The sequence below is a fragment of the Pseudomonas sp. FSL W7-0098 genome, assembly GCF_005930585.1.
Classification (GTDB): domain Bacteria; phylum Pseudomonadota; class Gammaproteobacteria; order Pseudomonadales; family Pseudomonadaceae; genus Aquipseudomonas; species Aquipseudomonas bubulae.
This window is the reverse complement of the sequence record NZ_RXHW01000012.1, coordinates 73,949-95,339: the sequence shown is the minus strand read 5'-3', so window position 1 is coordinate 95,339 and position 21,391 is coordinate 73,949. Positions and strand designations below refer to the sequence as shown.

The window sequence follows — 21,391 nt, the reverse complement described above, 5'->3', positions numbered from 1 at the left end:
CATGATCTCGATCAAGCGTAAAGGCATCATTCTTGCTGGTGGCTCAGGTACGCGCCTGCATCCGCTCACGCTGGGAGTCTCTAAACAGATGCTGCCGATCTACGACAAGCCGATGATCTTTTACCCGCTGTCTGTTTTGATGCTGGCGGGGATACAGGAAATTCTGATTATTTCTACTCCGGAAGATCTGCCAAGTTTTGAAAAATTGCTAGGTAATGGCAGTCATTATGGTATTGAGCTCAGTTATGCCGAACAACCTAGTCCCGACGGACTGGCACAAGCCTTTATTATTGGTGAGGCCTTTATTGGTCAAGATCCGGTCTGCCTGATTCTGGGTGACAATATTTTCTATGGACAGCACTTCTCGGACAACTTGCGCTCAGCAATGTCAAAGACGGTAGGTGCTACAGTTTTTGGTTATCACGTCAGTGACCCTGAGCGTTTTGGCGTCGTGGAGTTTGACAGCTCTGGCCAGGCGCTTAGCATCGAGGAGAAACCGCCTAAACCCAAATCGAACTATGCTGTGACCGGGCTGTATTTCTACGACAACCAGATTGTTGAGATAGCGAAGAAGATCAAACCTTCGGCAAGGGGCGAGCTTGAGATTACCGATGTCAACCAGGCATATCTAGAACAGAAAGAACTGAGCGTTGAAATATTGGGGCGCGGGTTTGCCTGGCTTGACACTGGGACCCATGAATCACTGCTGGAGGCGAGTCATTTTGTCCATACCATTGAGAAGCGCCAGGGATTGAAGGTTGCTTGCCTGGAAGAAATTGCATTCAACAATGGCTGGATAACCTCTCAGGTGTTGGCTGAGCAGGCCGAAAGATTTAAAAAAACCGGTTACGGACAATACCTGGGCAAGCTGTTATCTGAGGGGAGCGGTGCATGAAATTTATGCCATCAACATTGCCTGGCGTAGTGATAATCGAGCCGGACGTTTACGAAGATGAACGCGGCTGGTTCATGGAAAGTTTCAATGCTCGCAAGTTTGAAGACGGCTTGCAGCAATTGGGGCTGCCGATTCCTGATCCCTTTGTACAAGACAATCAGTCTTGCTCCAGAAAGGGCGTGCTACGTGGATTGCATTATCAAATCGAGCCTTTTGCACAAGGGAAATTGGTCTGCGTAACCCAGGGTGCTGTTTTTGATGTGGCGGTCGATATTCGTGTGCAGTCGCCGACTTTTGGTCAATGGTTTGGATTGGAACTCAGTGCGGATAATAAAAAAATGTTGTGGATACCTGCGGGTTTTGCACATGGCTTTCTTGCGTTGGAAGACCATACAAAGTTCAGCTATAAAACCACCAATTTTTACGATCAGACATCGGAACGGAGTGTGCTCTGGTGTGATGAAGATCTTGCAATAGAGTGGCCGGATGTGAGGGATTATATAATTAATGAGAAAGACCAGCACGCCCCTGTGCTACGGCCGTAAAAAGTGATGATGGTTTTGGTATGCAGGGTATAAGATTTTCAAGAAGTTAATGCAAATGGCGGATCGCTTACTGTGTGACTTGGAGGATAAACACTATTAAATCACGAGTGAGCAGGTGGGTGTGAGTGGAAAGTGTCAAAAGCAATGCAGTTTCTTATGGTGTGATACTGAGTGCATGCCTGTTGGTCGTCTTGGGTGATTTGCGCAGTCTAATATCGCCAACAGGATATTGGGCGCTCTGGGGTGTCGTTGTGCTGGTTGGGTTTTTAGCTGCCCCGGAGAGGCTGAACCTCAAGGTGTCTCGAGAGCTAGGTATTTATATGCTCGGATTCTTGTTGCTGTTTTTCGCCTTTGGGTTGTCAGCCTTAGTTAATCTCGACGTTCAGACTTTCTATCAGGCCCTTAAGGTGATGTGCATCGGACTGGTGTTTGTATGCATTTACACACACTCACAACGTCTTGAGCAAAGCAGTTACTTTTCGATCAGCGCGATCTCTATCTGCGTAGGTTTCTGCTGTTTTTTCTTTGCTAAGTACTTTTTGGTGGGCTTGTATATTGAGCTGGGCGATGGAAGGCAGGGCAGTCAGTTTGCATACCCCGGGGTTTTATGGAAAACCTGTGCTTTTTTTGCCGGGTTCGTGATCATTGGCATGCTGTTCGATGCGAAAAATAAAGTAGTTAGCCTTCTGGTCCTGATGGCGGCGCTGTATGTGCTGGTGATGGACTCCAGTCGCACAGGCTTCATAGTTTTCCTGTTCGAGTTGATTTTGATATTCCTGTTGAGTGTGCACGTTAGGCCACAAGTGACTCTGCTACTGTGCTTTCTCGGTTTGATAGCAGTGACAACGGGGTTGATACTGTACAGCAGCGGCTATGATTTTATGAATATGAATGACAGTCCCTTGGTGGTGGACAGACTCGCCGCAGGTGATCCTATTCGTTCTAGAATGCTGGCAGACGGCCTAAATCAATTTGAATCCTGCATGCCGTTTGGCTGTGGCTTCGGATCCACGACTACGCAAGTGGATGGCGAGCCGATGGTTGTACATAACGCATTTCTTACGTCTGGCGGAGACATGGGTGCATTGGGATTGATAGGTTTGCTGATCCTTGTGTTTACACCGTTATTGATCTTTATATCAAGGCTGTGGCGTTATGCGAAGTACCAGTACAAAGAAAAACAGGTCTTCATCTACTCTGTCGCTGCGTTCGGCGGTTCTTTGGGATTTGCGCTGTTGTTGATGCTGCATCCTTTCAGTACAGAACTGTCCGAGTGGGGGATCTGGATGATCATGACGTCCGCGCTATCCGTGTTGTCGCATCAGTTTTTGGTCGGCGAGCAGGGCCCACAGTCATAGTTCGGTGTCTACAATGAGAGTGCAATTCAAAAATGTGAGTTTGCTGTTTATAGCTCAATTGGTCAGCTATTTAATACCCATCCTTGAGATCCCTATTCTGGCGAAGTCGCTTGGGGTGGATCAATATGGTCAGGTCCTGCTCATTCAGACAACGGCATTGTTATGTTCTTTAATCGTCGAGTATGGGTTCTCGCTTAGCGGCGCAAGGCAGGTTGCCGTTTGCGGCATTGACAATAAATCGCAGCTTTCAAAGATTTACAATGGCGTGACGTCGGCCAAGGTTCTGTTGTCAGGCTCGATGATTGGCTTGTCAGTACTGGTACTTTCATTGGCGGATCTGAGTATCGGTTTTGAAGCAGTTGTGTGGGGGTATTTATATTTCCTCGCGTTCAGCTTCAGTAATATCTGGTTGTTCCAGGGGTTGGAGAAAATCACCTTTGTAGTGGTATTCGAGTTGGTACTCAGGTTTATAGGTTTGGGGGTGCTGTATCTGGTGTTGGCGCACTCTGCAAAAGCCGGTTTTGCGCTTATGATTATGTCCTCGTTTGCACTGTTGAATACAGTCATTGGCCTTTACCTGGCCCATAGGGTGGTCGGTTCCTTTTCAATCGACTTCAAGGCCGGCATGGAACAAATTAAAAACGGTTTTCATGGATTTATATATAAAAGTTCCAATAACATCATGCTGAGTGCTGGCCCGGCTTTGGTAGGCGCTATGTGTGGCCAGGCATCCGTGGCCAAATTCGTTCCCGCCGAAAAAATAATAAAAGCCTCTGTGGGATTGGTGGGGCCGGTCCTCATAGGTTTGTACCCCTATTTGAGTCGGCGGCTGTTACAGACATCAGAAATAAACTTGAAGCTGTCGAGTGTGATTATCGCTTTTCTGTTCGCAGCGGGGATCGTAGGCGCGGCAATTATTGCCTGGGCGGGTGAGTTTTTAATCCATCTGATGCTCGGGTCTGGCTTCGAAGAGGCGGCCTCGATCCTGCAGGTGTTTGTGTTTATCATCCCGTTTCGTATGATGAACCAGTCTATTGGTCTCACCATCTTCATGCCCCTGGGTAAAGATAAAGTATTGAGCATGTGCTTGATGCTTTTCTCGATGCTGTCTTTGTGTTTAGCGGCGGTCTTGTCGTATGAGTATGATTTGGCAGGTATAGTTTATGGTCTGGTGCTGGCAGAGATTCTGTTTTCAATCACGTTGATCGTGCTGGCATTCAAAATAAAATAGAAGGGCGGGTTTTATGATTACTGTACTGACAGCAACTTATAACCGTGCCTATACCCTGAGTCGGTTGTATGAAAGCCTAGCGCGGCAGACCAACGAGTCTTTCGAGTGGGTGGTTGTTGACGATGGTAGCACTGATAACACCCTTGACTTGTTAGCTGGTTTTCAAAAAGAGTCGAGTTTCCCGATTAAGGTCTTGCGGCAGGAAAATGCCGGAAAGCATATTGCTATCAATACTGGAGTATTGGCAGAAGGGCATGATTGGATATTGCTGGTGGACAGTGACGATGCCCTCTCACCGGATGCGATCGAGGTTTTTTTAAATGACTTAAGTGCCCATAGTGCCCAGGATATCGTGGGTTACTGTTACCGAAGAGCCGATCTTGACGGGCGCTTGATTGGTAATGTCATTACTGATGTTGCCGATGATTCTGCAATCATGCTACCTGTCGTGGCTGGCCCCTTATACGGTGGCGACTTGGCTTATGTGTTCAAGAGAAGCGTCTTGCTCAAACATCCATTCCCGAGGTTTGAAGGTGAGAAGTTCGTGCCTGAACTGTTGATCTGGAACAGAATTTCTGACGATGGAAAGATTCTGTATTTTCATCATAAATTCATCTATCTGTGTGAATATTTGGCAGATGGCTACTCGGCCAATTTTTATCGAAACCTGCAGCGAAACCCAAAGGGCTTTGGGTCTTTCTACAAAGAGCAAATAGGTCGTGAAACCAACCTGGTCAGGAAATTGAAGTGTACGATCCGCTATGTACAATGTGTTCTGTTTAACTTCAAAAACAGGCGTGTAATGTGACATGAAAATTTTATATATCATCACTGGGCTGGGAGTTGGTGGGGCAGAACGACAGGTTCTTGATCTGGCTGAACGATTTCATCGGCAGGGCCATGAAGTGAAGATTTGCTATCTCACCGGCTCGGCTTTATTGCGCCCCCAGAGCAGTGACATTGAACTTATTGCCTTGGATTTTGAAAAAAGTATTTCTGGAGTCATCGGCGGCCTATTTAAGCTAAGAGGGTTAATCAAAGATTTTGCTCCTGATGTGGTGCACGCCAATATGGTGCATGCTAACTTGGTCTCACGGATTATTCGGCCTTTCTGCTCAATAAAAAAACTTGTCAATACCGCACACAGTACGAATGAAGGTGGCAAAGTAAAAATGCTGGCTTACCGGCTAACACATTCATTGGCTGATGTGACAACAAATGTCACACACGAAGCGGTGAGGGTATTCGAGCAAAAAAAAGCGTGCCCAGTAGGCGAGATGTTAGCGATACCCAATGGGGTTGATACCGAGCGTTTTAAACCCGATCCAGTCGCACGGGCAGCACTGAGAAGTTCCGAAGGTCTTGACGAGCAGGACGAGCTGATTCTTGCAGTAGGTCGGTTAGTTGAAGCCAAAGACTATCAAAACCTGTTGCATGCCTTTAGCATTCTTTCTGAAAGTCGCCCAAAAGCAAAGTTGTGGATTGTAGGGGATGGCCCGCAAAACCAGTTCTTGGCGGATCTTTCCGGCTCTTTGGGACTGGATCATGCTGTCAAGTTTTTAGGCGTTAGATCTGACGTCGATAAAATTTATAACGCTGCAGACCTCTATGTGCTTTCCTCCGCATGGGAAGGATTTGGCTTGGTGGTTGCTGAGTCCATGGCCACGGAGAAACTTGTTGTCGCTACCGATTGCGGGGGGGTCAAAGAGGTGGTGGGTGGATTGGGTTTCCTTGTGCCTGCAAAAGACTCACAGCGTCTGGCGCAATCCATGTGTGCTGCTTTGGATTTAGCTCCGAGTGAGAAAAACCGAATGACAAGTTCGGCAAGATCAAGAATTATTGATCATTACTCGATTCATAAGATTGTAGAAATCTGGGCGGGTGTATACACGTAATAAAAAGGGTGTTCATTGAGTGCGATAGTCGTCAGGTTCAAACATAAAGATCGCAGCGTTGAAGAGTGCTAGCGATAAAGATGATGAGTAAAAGTATAAGTTGTATTTGTTGTCTGGTTAATGTGTGTTGAATTATTTATTTTGGCTGTTCATGACTTTCTGGTCAGTGAGCCACAGGTTTTAAAAGATAAGGGTATATTCGATGACGCTGGCTGATTCTAATATTTGGCAAATGGTATGATTAACAGTATTGCTCTTGTAGGCACTGTCGCCTCCTGCGTAACAGGTTTTCGCAGAGACTTGATTAAATATTTAGTGGGTAAAGACATTACCGTTTATGCGTTTGCACTTGATTATGATGACGCTAGCAAGGCAGAAGTCAAGAAGCTGGGTGCAGTGCCTGTGGATTATACATTGAGCCGCTCGGGCCTCAATCCTTTCAAAGATATATCAGACACCATAAAGCTATCTAGAACTCTCCGTTCAATCAAACCTGATCTGGTTTTTTGCTACTTTTCCAAACCTGTCATTTTTGGAACCCTGGCAGCTAAATTAGCTGGGGTCAAAAGACGGATCGGTATGCTGGAAGGTTTGGGCTATGCTTTTACCGAACAACCTCACGCAGTGAAATTGAAAACGAAAATACTGAAAAATGTTCAGGTTATCTTGTATAAAATCTCAATGCCATTTCTGGAGCGTTTGATTTTGTTGAACGGCGATGACAAGAAGGACCTTGTCGATGCGTATGGTATTAACGTAAAAAACGTCGATATTATTGGCGGGATTGGCCTTGATTTAACCAGTTATCAGTATTCGGAACCGCCCCAAACACCGGTTGTATTTGTTTTTGTCGGACGTTTGTTAGCGGAAAAAGGGATACATGAATTTGTTAAGGCTGCTGAGCTTGTCAGGGAAAAATATAAAGACTCGCGCTTTCTTGTACTGGGCGGGATAGACATTGCCAACCCGGGAGCTCTCACCGAGGATGCCCTCGACCATGCGATAAAAAGTGGGTTGATAACCTACCCTGGGCATGTAAATAATGTTATCGAATGGCTGCATACATCAAGCGTTTTTGTGCTCCCTTCTTACAGAGAGGGAGTACCCAGGAGTACCCAGGAGGCGATGGCGATCGGTCGCGCTGTCATTACCTCCGATGTGCCGGGGTGTCGTGATACCGTGGTTGATGGTGTCAACGGATTCTTGACCACCCCGTGGTCCACATTGGATTTATATGAGAAAATGGAAAAGTTCATGATCGACAGAAAATTGATTGTAACGATGGGCGTTGAAAGTCGCGAAATGGCTATGCGCGATTTTGATGTAAACAGCGTTAATGATAAAATCTATGGGTTTTTGAGTTGATCTTTGAAGTTCTAAAAAATATTCAAATACCTTAGGTGTGTTCATGATGGGTAAAGATCAACTCAATGCCTGTAATAAAATACTCGTTACTGGTGCCAGTGGCTTTTTAGGTTCTGCACTTGTGGACCGGTTAGCCTCCCGCGAAGGGGCTGCCGTTTTGGCAATGTTACGCAGTGAGCATGCGTTTTCCAGCCCAAATGTGGAACCGCTTTATGCTGATCTGGACAATCTTTCATCACGCGCTTTATCACTAGCTGGGGTTGATGCGATTGTTCACTGCGCTGCGCGCGTACACGTAATGGATGATGGTTCCAGCGATCCTTTGACGGCATACCGAAAGATTAACGTGCAGGCCACTTTGGAGTTGGCCAATCAAGCGGTGTTGGCTGGCGTTAAGCGATTCATTTTTATCAGCTCAATCAAGGTTAACGGTGAAGCGACAGCTCCGGGCAAACCATACACGCCTGATGATCTTCCAGCCCCATTAGATCCTTATGGGGTGTCCAAGATGGAGGCGGAGGAGCAACTGAAGCTCCTCGCGGCTGCCTCAAATCTTGACGTTGTTATAATACGTCCGGTCCTGGTGTATGGTCCCGGTGTAAAAGCAAACTTCCACAGCATGATGCGATGGCTGAATAAAGGCTTGCCTTTGCCATTGGGTGGCGTTCGAAATCAGCGCAGCCTGGTTGCATTGGATAATTTGGTAGATCTGATTGTCACATGCCTTAACCATCCGGCTGCTGTTAATCAAACATTTCTGGTCAGTGACGGCGAAGATATGTCAACGACCCAATTGCTTAAGCGTATGGGAATTGCATTGTCACGGAGGGCACGTTTAGTGCCTGTGCCTGCAGCTGTTTTATTGACGTGTGCATCCGTTTTGGGACGCCGAGGGGTAGCCCAGCGCTTATGTGGTTCATTACAAGTAGATATTAAAAAAACACAAGATTTATTAGGCTGGTCCCCACCCATGTCGGTTGAGGATTCCTTGCGCAAAACCGCAGAAGCTTTCAAAAAGGCGTGAGTGGATTAATGAATCCTATGTTTGTAATGATGCGGAGTTGTCAATGAATTATTTGCTGTGGCTGGTCCCTGCTGTTGCGATACTGGCGCTTCTATTAACGTGGTTGTTACGACGGTACGCACTGGCGCGCAGCCTGATCGATATACCCAATGCGCGCAGTTCTCACTCAGTGCCTACACCCAGAGGTGGGGGTGTGGCTATCGTTATCAGTTTTCTTATTGCGCTTCCTTTTGTTTGGCTTGAAAACGCAATTGACAACCCTGTTTTTTTTGCACTAACAGGTGCGGGTGCTGCCATAGCATTGCTTGGATTTCTCGATGACCATGGCCATATTGCAGCGCGCTGGCGATTGCTTGGGCATTTTAGTGCCGCGGGATGGGCTATTTATTGGTTGGGAGGGCTGCCCGCGTTAAGTATTTTTGGACTCGACGTCGATATGGGTTGGCTGGGCTACATTTTCATTGCTCTATATCTTGTCTGGTTGCTCAATCTTTACAATTTCATGGATGGTATCGATGGCCTTGCCAGTATAGAAGCGCTGTGCGTGTGCCTGGGGAGCTGTTTGATCTACTGGTTGATCGGGGCCAGAGAGCTGGTTGTCCTTCCATTGCTCCTGAGCGCAGCCGTTGCTGGTTTCCTGTGCTGGAACTTTCCTCCCGCTAAAATATTCATGGGTGATGCGGGCAGTGGTTTTTTAGGCATCACCTTGGGTGTGATTTCATTGCATGCTGCATGGCATGATCAAACCTTGTTATGGGTCTGGTTGATACTCCTTGGGGTTTTTATCGTCGATGCGACTGTCACTCTTATTCGTCGCTTGCTGAATGGATGCAAGGTGTACGAGGCTCACCGTAGCCATGCCTATCAATTTGCATCCCGCTCCTTTGGGGGCCATTTGCCAGTGACAATGGCTGTTTTGGCGATAAACTGTTTGTGGCTGCTGCCCATAGCGCTATGTGTTGCCTTGCTGGGGCTCAATGGTGCAGTGGGACTGGTTGTCGCGTATGTCCCCCTCACGGTACTGGCCTTCAAGTTTCAAGCCGGGACAAAGGAAAATTCTTGAGGCTGGATGTTTAGTCAAGGATAGCGCATTGATTTTTTTGATGATGCATGCTCTGGCCGTGTGCGGGTTTGCAGTCATTATGTTTTTTGGTTGTTTTAGGGGGCAATATTTTCATGGATGGTATTAGGGCATATTTATTGAACTTATCGCGTAAGCAAAAGCGATTTATTCAAGTTGCGACAGATATTATTGTAGTCTGGCTGGCCCTATGGCTTGCATTTGTCGTGCGCCTCGGGATTGACGATATGATCAACCCGGTCAAGCTGCATATGTGGCTGTTTATCGGCGCCCCCTTGATTGCCATCCCGCTGTTTGTCCGTTTCGGTATGTACCGCGCCGTAATGCGCTATTTCGGCAACGATGCCCTGATCGCCATTATCAAGGCTGTCAGCCTCTCCTCGCTGATTCTGGCTGTGGTGGTGTACTGGTATAGCAACCATGAAAATGTCGTGCCTCGCTCGATCATTTTCAACTATTGGTGGCTTAGCCTGATCATGCTCGGTGGCCTGCGCCTTGCGATGCGCCAGTACTTCCTGGGTGACTGGTTCGCTGCCGCCCAACATGTGCCGTTTACCAATCGTGACGATGGCTTGCCCAGAGTAGCCATTTATGGAGCCGGCGCAGCTGGCAATCAATTGGTTGCCGCCTTGCGCATGGGCCGGATGATGCGCCCGGTCGCTTTTATTGACGATGACGGCAGCATTGCTGATCGCATCATCTCCGGCTTGCAGGTGTATACGCCTGCAAATATTCAACAGATGATCGATCGTACAGGTGCGCAGGAATTGCTTCTGGCGATTCCGTCCTCTTCCCGGGGGCGCCGTCGGGAAATCTTAGGTTTGCTTGAAGGTTTCCCGCTCCACGTCCGCAGTGTTCCCGGTTTTATGGATTTGGCCAGTGGCCGGGTCAAGGTCGATGATATCCAGGAAGTGGATATCGCCGATTTGCTGGGTCGTGATGCAGTCCCTGCTCAAGGTGAACTGTTAGAGCACTGCATCAAGGGGCAGTGCGTGTTGGTCACCGGTGCGGGTGGCTCCATTGGCTCGGAGCTGTGCCGGCAGATTCTTGCGCTGAGGCCGACGACGCTGCTGTTGTTTGAGCACAGCGAGTTCAATCTTTACAGTATTCTCAGTGAGCTGGAACAGCGGGTCAGTCGTGGGTCGCTGTCGGTCAAGGTTTTGCCGATTCTGGGGTCGGTGCGTAATCCGCAGAAGTTGCTGGACATGATGAAGACCTGGCAGGTCGATACGGTCTATCACGCTGCTGCCTACAAGCATGTGCCTATGGTCGAGCACAATATTGCCGAAGGCGTGTTGAACAATGTTATAGGCACGCTCAATACCGCCCAGGCTGCCTTGCAGTCCGGTGTGGCGAACTTTGTGCTGATCTCCACCGACAAGGCTGTAAGGCCGACCAATGTGATGGGCAGCACCAAGCGTCTGGCGGAGATGACACTTCAGGCTCTCAGTCGTGAAGTGGCTCCGGTACTGTTTGATGACAAGTCAAATGTCTCTCGGGTCAACAAGACTCGCTTCACCATGGTTCGTTTTGGCAATGTTTTGGGTTCATCAGGGTCGGTGATTCCGTTGTTCCACAAACAGATCAAGGCTGGCGGTCCCTTGACCGTTACTCACCCCAAGATCACTCGTTACTTCATGACTATCCCGGAGGCTGCCCAACTGGTGATTCAGGCGGGTTCAATGGGGCAGGGCGGGGATGTGTTCGTCCTCGATATGGGCGAGCCGGTAAAAATCGTCGAGCTGGCAGAGAAGATGATCCACCTGTCGGGCTTGAGTGTCCGTTCCGAAAAAAATCTTCATGGCGATATCGAAATCGAGTTCACCGGCTTGCGTCCCGGTGAAAAACTTTACGAAGAGCTACTGATCGGGGATAACGTCGTAGCAACCCAGCACCCGATGATCATGAGTGCCAACGAAGACATGTTGTCCTGGGATGAGCTTAAGGGGCGGTTAGGGCTATTACTCGACGCGGTTGATCAGGATGACTATGCCCGGGTTCGCCAACTGTTGCGTGAGACGGTAAGTGGCTATTCGCCCGAAGGGGATATTGTGGATTGGATCTACCAGCAAAGTCGTGTAGAACCGTCTTGAAATGGCTACCCTGCCCCTTGCCTTAGAGGGGGGCTACCCTTTGCACTTAATGAATTTATACCCTGTGAATTTGTCATTGACCTGCAACTGTACGCTGCAGTTTTTCTAAACCAGCCCGCAAACCTAGCAGGCGTGTAAAAGAAAGCATCTCCCTGCGTGCTTGATCCGAAGCTTTTACGCTCCTGATAAAACCTGCGTTTCGATACCAATCCTGGTGTCTGAGTGACGGTGTTCGTTAATCACCTCTTCTTGCACGGCGTTGTTTGGATAAACCGCGATTTAGCAAGGCAAAAACGCCTGAGGATAACCATTCGTTTTGCCATGTATGCGACTTGCTTAAATCCCCTGCTTGAAGCATCAGTGTGAGCTGATGCTTCAAGCTTTCTGAGCGCGACTTGCGGGAATTTAGATAATGGGCGCACTGGCAGGAGTGGTAGGGATAGTTGCAGAATTAACCTTTTTGCTCATGAACCTTTTTTCAATATGGATATAGGTCAGTGTCGATACCCAGGTTATCAACGGTATCGCAATCAAGTTGATTGACCAAAATGTTGTTTTGGATATTGTTGACATGTCTACGAAGTGTGAAGCAATTTTGAATGTCAAATAGAGGATGGGCAAATGCATCAGATAAATGCTGTAGCTGATATCACTCAATCGGTTAAGACACTGCGCATGTAAGATCCTGGGATTTGCAAGCGTAATGCACAAAAAGAAACAGGATGTGAGCGCGAACCGAAGCGCGTCGTATCCTTGTGGATTTTTGGTTCCGCAAGTGTATATAAATATGCCGAGCGCAATGATTGAGAGAGGCCAGGTCGCCGGCATGGTATGGCGGAGTTTGTTGTGAAGGGCTGCGGCAATAATACCGCTCAAAAAGTATGCCCAGCAAACAATGGTGCTCATGCTCAAGTCGATGGCAGCGAGTAATAATGCAATGGCCAGTACCCATTTGTTATATCTGGACTTGTAAGTCAGTGCAATAAGGGGTAGGACTGCATAGAATCGCCACTCATGGACCAGTGTCCAAGTGACTGAATTGAGCGGGGTCAGTACGATGCCGCCGATTTTGGATGGACCGTCAAGGAAGTTGAAGGTCAACATGTTGGCGACAGTCAGAAGTGTTTCTTTGTTGAAGATGTCGAAACCGGAATACAGGGCGGCAATGACAAAGACTATCAGTGAAGAGAAATAGTATAAGGGGGCTACGCGCCTGACGCGACCTTCAAAGAATTTTTCCCACTGGATGGCCGGACTTTTCATTATTTTATCGAAAAATAAAAAACCTGTAATGCAGAAAAATATTTGCACGCCAAAGGAGCCCAGGTTTACATATATCCAACCCCATGAAGAAAAATTATCGTTTTTCATTCCCATGTTGGCCAGCATGAAGGGAGCATGATTGATAACAACAAATACGGCCGCGAGACCTCTCAATCCGTTGATGAACTTATAGTCATGCTTGACTTCATTTAGCTCTATTTTGCTTTTGAGCAAAGTTGAAAAAAAGTAAAAATAACAAGATGATTGATAAGGTTATTGCGAGTGTTTCCAGGGTGAATTCAGTATTCATTTTTATCGTTGGAATCCAAGTGTTTTTTAAATGCCACATTGTTGTTCAGCGTAAATCGCATTGTGACTGATTGTGTTTGTCTTCAAGGTTGAGGGTGTCCAAGGTGGTCAACGTCCGGACATTGGATCGAATCATATCGCTCCAAGCCGAATACTGCTAGGGAGGCTTAGGAAAAATCCGCTAGGCCTGTGTCAGTGTTCAACAGTATGAAATGGCCACGCACGCCAGTTGTTAAATGATTTGAGCCTAATTATCCTTGGCCTTGGAAGTGGTTTTTTTAGCACTGGCTAGTAGTCCGGTTTATGTGTAAGTGTCTGAATTCCCTACTTCTAAAAGCATACACACTCTGCAATGCACCCGTTTTTGACATTTTCCAGCCATCGCCTAAGTTTGAAATACAGCTCAGGAAAGCTGTTTTTAAATTAACGATGTTATGGAGTGTCAATTATGCGTGCTGCTTTTCTCTCTTCGATTTTCTTTGCCTTGATGGTAGGTGTTTCCAGTGTGGCCCATGCCGCACCTGCGGCCGGAGCAGTTGAACCGGTGGTTGCTGCGCCAGTAGTGCTGGATGCCAAAGTGGTGACGATTAATATCAATACCGCAGATGAGGCTACCCTGCAGCGTGAACTTTCGGGTGTAGGGGCTGTTAAAGCCAAGGCGATCGTGGCTTATCGCGAGGCCAATGGTGATTTTACTTCAGTCGATGAGTTGCTTGAGGTCAAAGGCATAGGCAAGGTTATTCTGGAGAGAAACCGCGACAAGATCGTAATCAGCTAAGCCAGGTAACAGAACGAAAAAAGCCAGTCATAGACTGGCTTTTTTGTGGCTGTCAGCAAGCGTTCAGGCATAAGGCGCTGACGACTTCAATGTACTGCGCGTGACTTCGAAAATCTTCTGTTTCAGTGCATCACTCTCTGCGCCGCGAGCCAGAACCAGTGCGCCTACCAGGGTAGCGAAAATCACGATGCTTTTGTCTTCAGTGTCTGACCCTTGCAGGGTCGCCTGGATCTGTTTGAGCCTGGCATCGATGACATGGTCGGTGGTGACACTTGCCTGGCCCTGTTGGGCCATTTCAGCGGACATGGTCGGCAACGGGCAACCCTCATGGGGGGAGGTCAGATGCCACTCAGACAAGTAAGCATCGATAAATGCGTGCAGGGGGTGGGGCTGGCTGAACAGTTCGGCGCAGATACCGTCAACCTGGTTGGCTGCGTGCTGCAAGGCTTTTTCTACCAGGTCGTTTTTGGATGAAAAATGAGCATAGAAACCACCGTGAGTAAGGCCCAGTGATTTCATCAGGGGTTGCAGGCCTGTGGCGCCAATACCGTGTCGTCGAAAGAGCCCGGATGCTTCTTTAACGATGCGCTGATGGGTTTGGGCTTTATGATCTTGTGAATAGCGCATGACAGGTGTCTCTTTATGCAATGGACCATCATAGCGTCGACCTTCAAACAGATGCAGTGGTTAATCATGCAACTGTTTGTAGGTTTTTCCTCACCGATGCTCATTCCTTGGCATGCAGGCCCTGAGCGCTTGTCTGACTACCTGTCTTTTGATTCCTTGGCGTCCATTTCGGCATTGCGTTCGGCAACACGTTTGCGTTGCTCATCGGTCAGTTCAACTTTATTGGCTGTGTCACGTAGTGTCATCAGGGCGCCTACAATGACACCGATAGCGACGACGAGAATTAACCAGGCATACCAAGGCATAGAGTGTTCTCCGTGTTGAGTGCAGCACAGGGCAGGGGTTGCGCTGTGTGCTGCTGTTTATCCTGTTAAGTGAGTAAGTGTTGATTGCTTTCAGTGTAGGCCGGTTATTCAGTCATGTGCGGTATAAGCTTGGTAAAGACTAAAATCGTGTATTTGCGATCATCGGGTGCCGGTAAGCGGCTGGTTCCGCTACAATGCGCGCCGATTTCGACCAGCCTGAGAACCCGCTAATGTCCGACTGCCAGACTCCTATTATCGTCGCCCTGGATTTCCCGACCCGTGACGCCGCATTGAAACTGGCTGATCAGTTGGACCCCAAGCAGTGCCGTGTCAAGGTGGGCAAAGAGCTGTTCACCAGTTGCGCTTCGGAAATCGTCGGTACTTTGCGCGACAAGGGTTTTGAAGTATTTCTGGACCTGAAGTTCCACGATATCCCCAATACCACGGCAATGGCGGTCAAGGCCGCAGCTGAAATGGGCGTATGGATGGTTAACGTTCACTGTTCGGGCGGCTTGCGCATGATGGCCGCTTGCCGCGAAGTACTCGACAAGCGCACCGGCCCGCAGCCGTTGCTGATTGGCGTGACCGTGTTGACCAGCATGGAGCGTGAAGACCTGGCCGGTATTGGCCTGGATATTGAGCCTCAGGAGCAAGTGTTACGCCTTGCAGCCCTGGCCGACAAGGCCGGTATGGATGGCCTGGTGTGTTCGGCCCTGGAGGCGCAAGCGCTGAAGGCCGCGCACCCGGGTCTGCAACTGGTAACCCCGGGGATTCGTCCTGCGGGCAGTGCGCAGGACGATCAGCGTCGTATCCTGACGCCTCGCCAGGCACTGGATGCAGGTTCTGATTATCTGGTAATCGGGCGCCCGATCAGCCAGGCAGTGGATCCGACCAAGGCACTCGCTGCCGTGGTAGCTGAGCTGGCTTAAGGCTGTTTGCCACCGTTTTGATTCGGCAATCGCGGGCAAGCCCGCGATTGCCGCGCCGCGGTCTGCCTTGACAGGCCGCGGTGCCTGTATTGCGAGCAAGTCCGCTGCCACCTGTATGTGGTGTGTCAGACCTTCAACACCAGCTTGCCGTGATTTTCCCCGCTGAACAGCTTCGCCAGGCTTTCCGGGAAGCTTTCCAGGCCTTCAACAATATGCTCTTTGCTTTTCAACTGGCCCTTGAGCAGCCAGCCCGCCATCTCTTGTCCGGCTGCTGCATAGCGATCGGCATAGTCCATTACCACAAAGCCTTCCATGCGGGCGCGATTGACCAGCAGTGACAAGTAGTTGGCCGGACCTTTAACGGCTTCCTTGTTGTTGTACTGGCTGATGGCTCCGCAGATGATGACCCGCGCCTTGAAATTCAAACGGCTCAATACGGCGTCGAGAATATCGCCGCCCACGTTGTCGAAAAACACATCTACACCCTTGGGGCATTCGCGTTTGAGGCCTGCGAGCATATCTTCGTTCTTGTAGTCGATTACACCGTCAAAGCCGAACTCCTCGACCAGCCGCTTACATTTCTCTTGGCCGCCGGCAATGCCTACCACGCGGCAGCCCTTCAACTTGGCGATTTGCCCGGCAATGCTGCCAACAGCACCCGCTGCGCCGGAAATCACCACGGTGTCTCCTGTTTTCGGTGCGCCGACGTCCAGCAGGGCGAAGTAGGCCGTCATGCCCGTCATGCCCAGTGCGGACAGATACACGGGCAGCGGTACCAGTTTCGGGTCGACCTTGTAGAAACCCCGTGGCTCACCGGTGAAGTAATCCTGCATTCCCAGGGCACCGTTGACGTAATCCCCCACAGCAAAGCCCGGGTGGGCGCTGGCAATCACCTTGCCCACTCCCAGGGCGCGCATCACATCACCCAGCGCTACCGGCGGAATATAGGACTTGCCTTCGTTCATCCAGCCACGCATGGCCGGGTCGAGGGACAAGTATTCATTTTTGACCAGGATCTGGCCGTCCTTGGGCTGTACTACGGGCACTTGCTGGAAGGTGAAGGTATCGCGGGTTGCTGCACCGACTGGACGTTTGGCGAGCAGGAATTGGCGGTTTGTCTGGTCAGTCATTGCTATAACTCTTTAGAGATTGATGGCTGTTGATAGACCTTCTCACGCTACAGGGCAAGTGAATACGCGCTTACGAATAGGTTTTTATCAGTGATGGTGATGGTTGTAGGCAGTCTTTTATCACTCGGATAAATAGGCGGATGGCCGTGCCCGAACGTTTCGGGGGTACAGATGCACTCTGCTGAGGGTTAAGACGATGGGCATGACGTTTACGGGGCAAGTGGCTGTAGTGACAGGGGGCGGGGCCGGTATCGGGAGGGCCGCGGCGCTGGCATTTGCCGGCGAGGGTTTGAAGGTGGTGGTGGCTGATCGGGATGTGGCAGCGGGTGAAGACACTGTCGAGCAGATAAGGACTGCGGGCGGCAGTGCTGTTTTCGCAGGCTGCGATGTCACTGTAGAGGCGCAGGTCAGGCAACTGATGGAGCAGACAATCAGCACCTACGGGCGTCTGGACTATGCCTTCAACAATGCCGGGATCGAGATCGAGCATGGTCGCCTGGCCGACGGTACCCTGGATGAGTTCGATGCGATCATGGGGGTAAACGTCAAGGGCGTTTGGCTGTGCATGAAATATCAGCTGCCATTGATGCTGGCCCAGGGCGGCGGGGCGATCGTCAATACCGCCTCGGTGGCCGGACTGGGCGCCGCGCCAAAGATGAGCATTTACTCGGCGTCCAAACATGCGGTGATCGGGCTGACCAAATCGGCAGCCATTGAGTATGCGAAAAAGCATATTCGGGTGAACGCGGTGTGCCCGGCGGTCATCGATACCGATATGTTCCGCCGCGCTTATGAGGTCGACCCGCGCAAGGCTGAATTTGCCGCCGCGATGCACCCGGTGGGGCGTATCGGCACGGTCGAAGAAGTTGCCAGCGCCGTGCTGTACCTGTGCTCGGATGGCGCAGCATTTACCACAGGCCATGCGCTGGCGGTCGATGGCGGGGCACTGGCGATCTGATAGCTCAGCGTGATTTGACGTTCAGGATCATCAGGGTCAGCACGCCCGCGACAATGCCCCAGAAAGCCGAGCCAATTGAAAACAGGGTCATGCCCGATGCGGCGACCATAAAGGTCACCAGGGCAGCTTCACGCTCCCTGGCTTCGCCCATGGCAATACTCAGCCCGTTCATGATCGAGCCGAACAGTGCCAGTGCGGCAATCGACAGCACCAGTTCCTTGGGCAATGAGGCGAACAGGGCGGCCAGGGTGGCGCCGAATATGCCGGCGATGCCATAGAAAATTCCGCACCACACGGCTGCGGTGTAGCGTTTTTTCGGGTCTTCGTGGGCATGGGGGCCGGTGCAGATGGCGGCACTGATGGCTGCCAGGTTGATGCCGTGGGAGCCGAAGGGGGCGAGCAGCAAGGAGGCTACCCCGGTGGTGGTGATCAGCGGCGAGGCGGGCACGTCATAGCCATCGGCCCGCAGTACGGCGATGCCCGGCATGTTTTGCGAGGTCATGGCCACCACAAACAGCGGGATGCCGATGCTGATGGTTGCCGCCAGCGAAAAGGACGGCGTGGTCCACACCGGCACGGCCACTTCAAGGGAAAAACCGCTGAAGTCCAGCAGCCCGAGCATGCCCGACAGCAGGGTGCCGATCAGCAGCGCCGCCAGTACGGCGTAGCGGGGTGACAGGCGCTTGACGATCAGGTAGGTGAAAAACATGCCGATCACCAGGCCGGTGCGATGTTGCGCCGCGACGAAGATTTCGCTGCCGATTTTAAACAGGATGCCCGCCAGCAACGCGGCGGCCAGGGATGAGGGGATGCGCTTGACCAGGCGCTCAAAACTGCCGGTGATGCCACAGATGATCACCAGTACCGCGCAGGTGATATAGGCGCCGATGGCCTCGCCGTAACTGACGCCGCCAAGGCTGGTGATCAGCAGTGCCGCCCCCGGTGTGGACCAGGCGATGGTGATCGGTGTGCGATAACGCAAAGACAAGCTTATGCTGCAAACAGCCATGCCGATCGACAGTGCCCAGATCCATGATGAAATCTGCCCGCTGGTAAGTCCCGCTGCCTGACCCGCCTGGAACATCAGGACCAGGGAGCTGGTGTAGCCGGTCATCATGGCGATAAAGCCTGCGACCACCGCCGAGGGCGAGGTGTCTGCCAGTGGATGCAAGCGCGGCTGCGGGGTGTCGGTCATGGAACGGTCTTCCTTGTGTGCTATAGGAGTTCGGGCAGGCGACAAGCCTAAACGTAAAGGTTGCATCTAGTTGCGATACAGCAGGGTTCGTAAACGACCGTACAGTCGTACTGGCACTCTGCTTTGTGTACAATGCGCCCTGTTTTTTGCATTAATTTCTGGTCGGTGACACCCGTTTACGTACTAGCGTAATCCCTTATTCGCCGCCGCTTCCCACACGAGTGCCCATGAACGAACAGTTGCAGCCTCTCAAGAAACAACCCCGCGCTGGCAAGGCCGGCCGCAGTGGAACCCAGGACGATATTGTCTATGCGCATATTTTCGAGGCGATCCTTGAACAGCGTCTGGCGCCTGGCACCAAGTTGAGTGAAGAGGCTCTGGGCGAAATCTTTGGCGTGAGCCGCACCATTATTCGTCGCGCCCTGTCGCGTCTGGCCCATGAAGGGGTTGTGCTGCTGCGCCCTAATCGTGGTGCAGTGGTGGCGAGCCCTAGCGTAGAAGAAGCGCGCCAGGTGTTTCTGGCCCGGCGACTGGTTGAAAAGGCCATTACCGAGCTGGCGGTGGTGCATGCTACGGCTGATGATCTGGCGCAACTGCGCAAGATGGTCCAGGACGAGCGCGACAGTTTTTCGCGGGGCGATCGGGGTGCGGGTATTCGCCTGTCGGGCGAGTTCCACCTGAAGTTGGCCGAAGCGGCGAAGAATGCGCCGCTGATCAGCTTTCAGCGCAGTCTGGTGTCGCAAACGTCGTTGATTATTGCCCAGTACGAGAGCGGCAACCGTTCGCACTGCTCTTATGACGAGCACATGCAATTGATCGATGCCATCGAAGCCCGGGATGCCGGCCAGGCCGTGCACCTGATGATGCATCACATGGATCACATCGACAGCAAGCTCAACCTTGACGAAGAAAGCGCCTCTGACGACTTGCACGCGGTGTTTTCGCACTTGCTGCAAACCAAGGGCAAAAGCCCTCGGCCTGCTGCCAAGCTTTAAGCCTCGGCTGCTCTTGTGGGAGCGGGCTTGCCCGCGATGCAGGCGACGCGGTGCTTCAGTAGAACCGCATCGATAACCTCGCGAGCAAGCCCGCTCCCACAAGGGAAATTATCAGCGCTGATGCACCAGATTGCCTGCCGCATAGGTTTGCTGCACCGTACGGTCATCCCCAAGGGTCATCAATACAAACAGCGTCTCGGCGATGTTTTTTGACTGCTTGAGGCGATAGCTCATCAGTGGCGTAGCGTTGTAGTCCAGTACCAGGAAGTCAGCGTCGCTGCCCGGTTGCAGATTGCCGATCTTGTCTTCCAGGCGCAGTGCTCGCGCCCCGCCCAACGTAGCCAGGTACAACGACTTGAACGGATCGAGGCGTGCACCCTGCAGTTGCATGACCTTGTAGGCTTCGTTCAGGGTGTTGAGCAGCGAGAAGCTGGTACCTGCACCCACGTCTGTGCCCAGCCCCACATTGAGCTTGTGCTTTTCGGCCATCGGCAGGTTGAACAGGCCGCTGCCCAAAAACAGGTTGGAAGTCGGGCAGAACGCCACTGCCGAACCCGTCTCGGCGAGTCGCGCACATTCCTCGTCACACAGATGTACACCGTGGGCAAACACCGAGCGTTCGCCCAGCAACTGGTAGTGGTCGTACACATCCAGATAGCCTTTGCGCTCAGGGAACAGCGACTTGACCCACTCGATTTCCTGAAGGTTCTCGCTGATATGGGTGTGTAGATACACATCCGGGTATTCGCCCAGCAGCTTGCCGGCCAGGGTCAATTGCTCCGGGGTGCTGGTCGGCGCGAAGCGCGGGGTGACGGCGTAATGCAGGCGGCCCTTACCGTGCCAGCGCTCGATCAGTGCCTTGCTTTCGCTGTAGCCGGTTTCGGCGGTATCGGTCAGATAGTCTGGGGCGTTGCGGTCCATCATCACCTTGCCGGCTATCAGACGCAGGTCCAGGTGCTGTGCGGCCTCAAACAGGGCATCCACCGATTGCGGGTGTACGCTGCCGAAGACCAGGGCGGTGGTAGTGCCGTTGCGTAGCAGTTCCTTCAGGAATACGTCAGCAACTTCGTCAGCATGGGCCTTATCGGCGAACTGGTTTTCGCACGGGAAGGTGTAGGTGTTGAGCCAGTCGAGCAGTTGCTCTCCGTAAGCGCCAATCATCCCGGTTTGCGGGAAATGGATATGGGTATCGATAAAGCCGGGGGTGATCAGTGCGTCTTTGTACTCGGTCACAGCAACGTCGGCGGCCAGTGTGCCAAGCAGTTCGCTGGCCGGGCCAACAGCCTTGATCTGGCCGTTGTCGACCACCAGCAAGCCGTCTGCAAAATATTCATAGGAGGCCTCGATCCCGACTTCGGCGGGGTCGGCGATGCTGTGCAAAATGGCGGCGCGATAGGCTTTACAAGTCATGGCAA

20 protein-coding genes are annotated in these 21,391 nt (G+C 51.3%); 14 read left to right on the top strand and 6 right to left on the bottom strand.

The features are described from left to right. Window position 1 precedes the first annotated feature (1 nt). The 10 genes from rfbA (at window position 2) to FHL07_RS20325 (ending at window position 11,487) form a co-directional block, all read left to right on the top strand. On the top strand, window positions 2-895 hold the full coding sequence (gene rfbA, locus FHL07_RS20370; protein WP_095019024.1) for a glucose-1-phosphate thymidylyltransferase RfbA: 894 nt from the start codon (window positions 2-4) through the stop codon (window positions 893-895). Further along, window positions 892-1,440, top strand: coding sequence for a dTDP-4-dehydrorhamnose 3,5-epimerase (gene rfbC / locus FHL07_RS20365; protein WP_095038552.1), 549 nt, complete (start codon window positions 892-894; stop codon window positions 1,438-1,440). The genes rfbA and rfbC overlap by 4 nt, the downstream gene beginning before the upstream one ends. A 125-nt stretch (window positions 1,441-1,565) precedes the next feature. Next, window positions 1,566-2,798: a hypothetical protein gene (locus FHL07_RS20360; RefSeq protein WP_138738852.1), complete on the top strand. Its 1,233-nt coding sequence runs from the start codon at window positions 1,566-1,568 to the stop codon at window positions 2,796-2,798. Between the two features lie 13 nt (window positions 2,799-2,811). Further along, entirely contained in the window at window positions 2,812-4,029 is a 1,218-nt protein-coding gene (locus FHL07_RS20355) for an oligosaccharide flippase family protein (protein WP_095025919.1), read from the top strand. 13 nt (window positions 4,030-4,042) lie between these two features. Continuing rightward, complete coding sequence (locus tag FHL07_RS20350) at window positions 4,043-4,837, top strand: glycosyltransferase family 2 protein (RefSeq protein WP_095025920.1); 795 nt, start codon at window positions 4,043-4,045, stop codon at window positions 4,835-4,837. 1 nt (window position 4,838) lies between these two features. Beyond that, on the top strand, window positions 4,839-5,924 hold the full coding sequence (locus FHL07_RS20345; protein ID WP_095025921.1) for a glycosyltransferase: 1,086 nt from the start codon (window positions 4,839-4,841) through the stop codon (window positions 5,922-5,924). 237 nt (window positions 5,925-6,161) lie between these two features. Next, on the top strand, window positions 6,162-7,289 hold the full coding sequence (locus tag FHL07_RS20340) for a glycosyltransferase family 4 protein (RefSeq protein ID WP_095025922.1): 1,128 nt from the start codon (window positions 6,162-6,164) through the stop codon (window positions 7,287-7,289). Window positions 7,290-7,332: 43 nt separating this feature from the next. Next, on the top strand, window positions 7,333-8,313 hold the full coding sequence (locus tag FHL07_RS20335; RefSeq protein ID WP_238705570.1) for a UDP-glucose 4-epimerase family protein: 981 nt from the start codon (window positions 7,333-7,335) through the stop codon (window positions 8,311-8,313). 43 nt (window positions 8,314-8,356) lie between these two features. Continuing rightward, window positions 8,357-9,376: an MraY family glycosyltransferase gene (locus FHL07_RS20330; protein WP_095025923.1), complete on the top strand. Its 1,020-nt coding sequence runs from the start codon at window positions 8,357-8,359 to the stop codon at window positions 9,374-9,376. Window positions 9,377-9,489: 113 nt separating this feature from the next. Then, window positions 9,490-11,487, top strand: coding sequence for a polysaccharide biosynthesis protein (locus FHL07_RS20325; RefSeq protein WP_095025924.1), 1,998 nt, complete (start codon window positions 9,490-9,492; stop codon window positions 11,485-11,487). A gap of 405 nt (window positions 11,488-11,892) precedes the next feature. Here the strand turns inward: FHL07_RS20325 and FHL07_RS20320 are convergent, their stop codons facing one another. Beyond that, window positions 11,893-12,984: an acyltransferase family protein gene (locus FHL07_RS20320; protein WP_138738851.1), complete on the bottom strand. Its 1,092-nt coding sequence runs from the start codon at window positions 12,982-12,984 to the stop codon at window positions 11,893-11,895. A 523-nt stretch (window positions 12,985-13,507) separates the two neighbouring features. Between FHL07_RS20320 and FHL07_RS20315 the strand changes: the two genes are divergently transcribed. Then, the gene (locus tag FHL07_RS20315; RefSeq protein WP_138738850.1) at window positions 13,508-13,837 is read left to right on the top strand and encodes a ComEA family DNA-binding protein; all 330 of its coding nucleotides are present in this window, start codon (window positions 13,508-13,510) and stop codon (window positions 13,835-13,837) included. Window positions 13,838-13,900: 63 nt separating this feature from the next. On the opposite strand, the gene FHL07_RS20310 is transcribed toward FHL07_RS20315, so the two are convergent. Together FHL07_RS20310 and FHL07_RS20305 are read right to left on the bottom strand one after the other, a co-directional pair. Beyond that, entirely contained in the window at window positions 13,901-14,464 is a 564-nt protein-coding gene (locus tag FHL07_RS20310; RefSeq protein ID WP_095002781.1) for a TetR/AcrR family transcriptional regulator, read from the bottom strand. Window positions 14,465-14,601: 137 nt separating this feature from the next. Further along, complete coding sequence (locus FHL07_RS20305) at window positions 14,602-14,769, bottom strand: DUF2897 family protein (protein ID WP_095002780.1); 168 nt, start codon at window positions 14,767-14,769, stop codon at window positions 14,602-14,604. Window positions 14,770-14,999: 230 nt separating this feature from the next. Between FHL07_RS20305 and pyrF the strand changes: the two genes are divergently transcribed. Further along, window positions 15,000-15,698: an orotidine-5'-phosphate decarboxylase gene (pyrF, locus tag FHL07_RS20300; RefSeq protein WP_178084400.1), complete on the top strand. Its 699-nt coding sequence runs from the start codon at window positions 15,000-15,002 to the stop codon at window positions 15,696-15,698. A gap of 125 nt (window positions 15,699-15,823) precedes the next feature. On the opposite strand, the gene FHL07_RS20295 is transcribed toward pyrF, so the two are convergent. Further along, on the bottom strand, window positions 15,824-16,828 hold the full coding sequence (locus FHL07_RS20295) for an NADP-dependent oxidoreductase (protein ID WP_095002778.1): 1,005 nt from the start codon (window positions 16,826-16,828) through the stop codon (window positions 15,824-15,826). Window positions 16,829-17,024: 196 nt separating this feature from the next. Here FHL07_RS20295 and FHL07_RS20290 point away from each other — a divergent pair, with 196 nt between their 5' ends. Next, window positions 17,025-17,786 (top strand): SDR family oxidoreductase, encoded by a 762-nt coding sequence (locus FHL07_RS20290; protein WP_138738848.1) that lies wholly within the window; start codon window positions 17,025-17,027, stop codon window positions 17,784-17,786. Window positions 17,787-17,790: 4 nt separating this feature from the next. Here FHL07_RS20290 and FHL07_RS20285 read toward each other — a convergent pair whose 3' ends face one another. Further along, window positions 17,791-18,981 carry a benzoate/H(+) symporter BenE family transporter gene (locus tag FHL07_RS20285; RefSeq protein WP_138738847.1) on the bottom strand — a complete coding sequence of 397 codons (1,191 nt, stop codon included), beginning with the start codon at window positions 18,979-18,981 and terminating at the stop codon, window positions 17,791-17,793. 227 nt (window positions 18,982-19,208) lie between these two features. On the opposite strand from FHL07_RS20285, the gene FHL07_RS20280 reads away from it, so the two are divergent. Further along, window positions 19,209-19,976, top strand: a complete 768-nt coding sequence (locus FHL07_RS20280; protein WP_095002775.1) for a GntR family transcriptional regulator — start codon at window positions 19,209-19,211, stop codon at window positions 19,974-19,976. A 111-nt stretch (window positions 19,977-20,087) separates the two neighbouring features. On the opposite strand, the gene guaD is transcribed toward FHL07_RS20280, so the two are convergent. Further along, window positions 20,088-21,386 carry a guanine deaminase gene (gene guaD / locus FHL07_RS20275; protein ID WP_165484586.1) on the bottom strand — a complete coding sequence of 433 codons (1,299 nt, stop codon included), beginning with the start codon at window positions 21,384-21,386 and terminating at the stop codon, window positions 20,088-20,090. Between the last annotated feature and the right edge of the window lie 5 nt (window positions 21,387-21,391).